The organism is Variovorax sp. P4_D9 (assembly GCF_056401695.1).
Genome location: NZ_JBFUIU010001136.1, coordinates 1 through 2286, shown reverse-complemented (window position 1 = coordinate 2286; position 2286 = coordinate 1). Strand labels below are relative to the sequence as shown.

General features: G+C 64.8%; 3 protein-coding genes. All 3 read left to right on the top strand.

The features are described from left to right. Positions 1–448 precede the first annotated feature (448 nt). Positions 449–1558, top strand: coding sequence for an HAD-IC family P-type ATPase (locus AC1DY5_RS52025; RefSeq protein ID WP_478122082.1), 1110 nt, complete (start codon positions 449–451; stop codon positions 1556–1558). 243 nt (positions 1559–1801) lie between these two features. Continuing rightward, complete coding sequence (locus AC1DY5_RS52020) at positions 1802–1933, top strand: hypothetical protein (RefSeq protein ID WP_478122081.1); 132 nt, start codon at positions 1802–1804, stop codon at positions 1931–1933. After that, positions 1923–2286: hypothetical protein (locus AC1DY5_RS52015; protein ID WP_478122080.1), on the top strand; the 364-nt coding region annotated here is incomplete at its 3' end. The genes AC1DY5_RS52020 and AC1DY5_RS52015, both read left to right, overlap by 11 nt.

Sequence of the window (2286 nt, the reverse complement as noted above, 5' to 3'; positions counted from 1 at the left end):
GCCCATCGTTCTCGCCTCCGGATTGCTCAATACTGCGATCCCCATTCCCTGGTGGAAGGGCTACTCTCTGCGCATGTCGGCGTAACCCCCAGCCCCTGACGAACAGGCCACCGCGTTAGGCGAACTACCCAGCGTGGAAATCCAGGCTAGTGGGCCTGAGGGGAGTGCCACCAATGGATGTGGCGGCATGAACGGACCTGCGGCCTCGGCAGGCTCCTACGCCGCGCTGGAGGCATCCGACGGACCCTGAGGACTCGAAAGGAGACGCCATGCCAGACAGCAACACCAGCGTGAAGCAGCCCGCCCCGCCCATCGACCCGACCAAGGAGACGGCGAAGATACGAGCCGGACGGCGAGGGCCCTCCCTGATAGTGGCTGCGCAAGTTCGGTCGATGGCGCGGGATGGCCTGCGCGTCCTGGGCGTGGCGCGGGCCACCTTCGGCGATCGTTGCCCGAACTGCAGCACGACTTCGAGTTCCGGTTCCTCGGGCTGATCGGACTCGATGACCCTGTGCGCCCCGACGTGTTCCAGGCCATCGCCGAATGCCGGGAGGCCGGCATCCGCGTCGTAATGATGACGGGCGACCATTCCGCGACCGCCGTTTCCGTCGCGCGGCAGGCTGGTCTGAATGCCGATGCGCCGGCCATCACCGGCGTCGAGTTGGGCGCGCTGTCCGATGACGAGCTTCAGGCACGGCTCGCCGTGGCACACATTTTTTCTCGCGTGCAGCCCGACCAGAAGCTGCGCCTTGTGCGCGCCTTCGGCGCGCGGGGCGACGTGGTGGCCATGACCGGCGACGGCGTCAACGACGCACCCGCGCTGAAGGCGGCCGACATCGGGGTGGCGATGGGTGCTCGCGGCACCGAGGTGGCGCGCGAGGCGGCCGCACTGGTACTGATGAACGATGACTTCGCCTCGCTCGTGACAGCGGTGCGCTACGGGCGCCGCGTGTTCGCGAACCTTCGCAAGGCGATCGTCTTCGTGGTGGCCGCGCACGTGCCGATCGTCGGCCTGTCCATCATTCCGGTGCTGCTGGGCTGGCCAATGCTGCTGATGCCGGTGCACATCCTGTTCCTGCAGCTGATCATCGACCCAGACTGCTCCGTGGTTTTCGAAGTCCAGCCTCTGGAGAGTGATGTCATGAAGAAGCCTCCGCGCCGTGCCGACCAGCGCCTCTTCGACAGGGTCGTTCTGATCCGCGGCCTTTGGCAAGGCGCCGGCTTGCTGGCATTGTTGCTCGGGGTGTACGCCGGCAGTCGGTTTGTCGCATCGTCGGAAGTCGACCGTGACAACCTGGCGCGGGCGTTGACTTTCGTGGTCCTCGTGTTGTCCAACTTGGCGCTGATCCAGACCAACCGTTCTTGGGGCCGAAGCGCCTGGCACGGCAATGGCGAGTCCAACCGACAGTTCGGCTGGATTGCCCTGGGCACGATCATGCTGCTGGGCACCGTGCTCGCCGTCCCGGCGACCAGTCGCCTGTTCTCCTTCGCGCAACCGTCGTTGTTACTGCTATTGGCGGGCGCTGGGTGCTTCGACCGTGGCCTGGTTGTGGTTTGAATGCGTCAAGTGGGGACTGCATCAGCGCTCGTGGCACATCGGGTGATGGGCTATGCAAGCCGGAGTCATCCGAACTCCTGGTTGGCATGGCGGCCTTACTCACGCGTAGCGCTGGGTGGTGCGAAACTCCCATGGGATCCGTCGCAAAGCACCCCGGCGTTTGACCGGGGGCAAACAAGACCGACGACGTTTCAACCATCACCAAGGCAACAGAGATCGATCTGAGGTGAACTGGAGAGCATCATGAATATTCTTCTTGCCGTCGACGGCAGCGACTATACGACGCGCAGCTTTCCCTATCTGAGCGCGCACAAGGACTTGCCTTCGTGGTCGTCGGCCAAGTCTTCGGCAAGTGGGAGGATGCGTGAGGGGTAGGGCGCTCGCCGCCCTGTTCCTCACCGCGGCCCTGGCCGGCTGCGCCGTCCCGATCGCCACCAAGTCCGCCATCCGCTCGCCGCAGCGCCTCGCGGCGCCGGCGGAGACCGCCTGCGGCTACTACGTGGCGCTCGCGCACTACTGGGACGACAACGCGACGAAGGTGAGCATCGATCTGGCGGGTTCGAGCCACCTGAAGCTCATCCCAGAGGAGAGAAGCGAGATCACCATTGGATCGAGCCCTTATTACGCCCTGATGGACCTGAGCGCGCGCACGAGACGCCTGGAAACGGCATTTCCTGCCCGAAATGACCTCGGAAAGGGTTTCCTGCCCGAAATGACCTCGGAAAGGG

Coding starts and splice junctions, on each gene's coding strand:
- AC1DY5_RS52020 (WP_478122081.1), top strand. CDS start 1,802: ATGAATATTCTTCTTGCCGTCGACGGCAGCGACTATACGACGCGCAGC.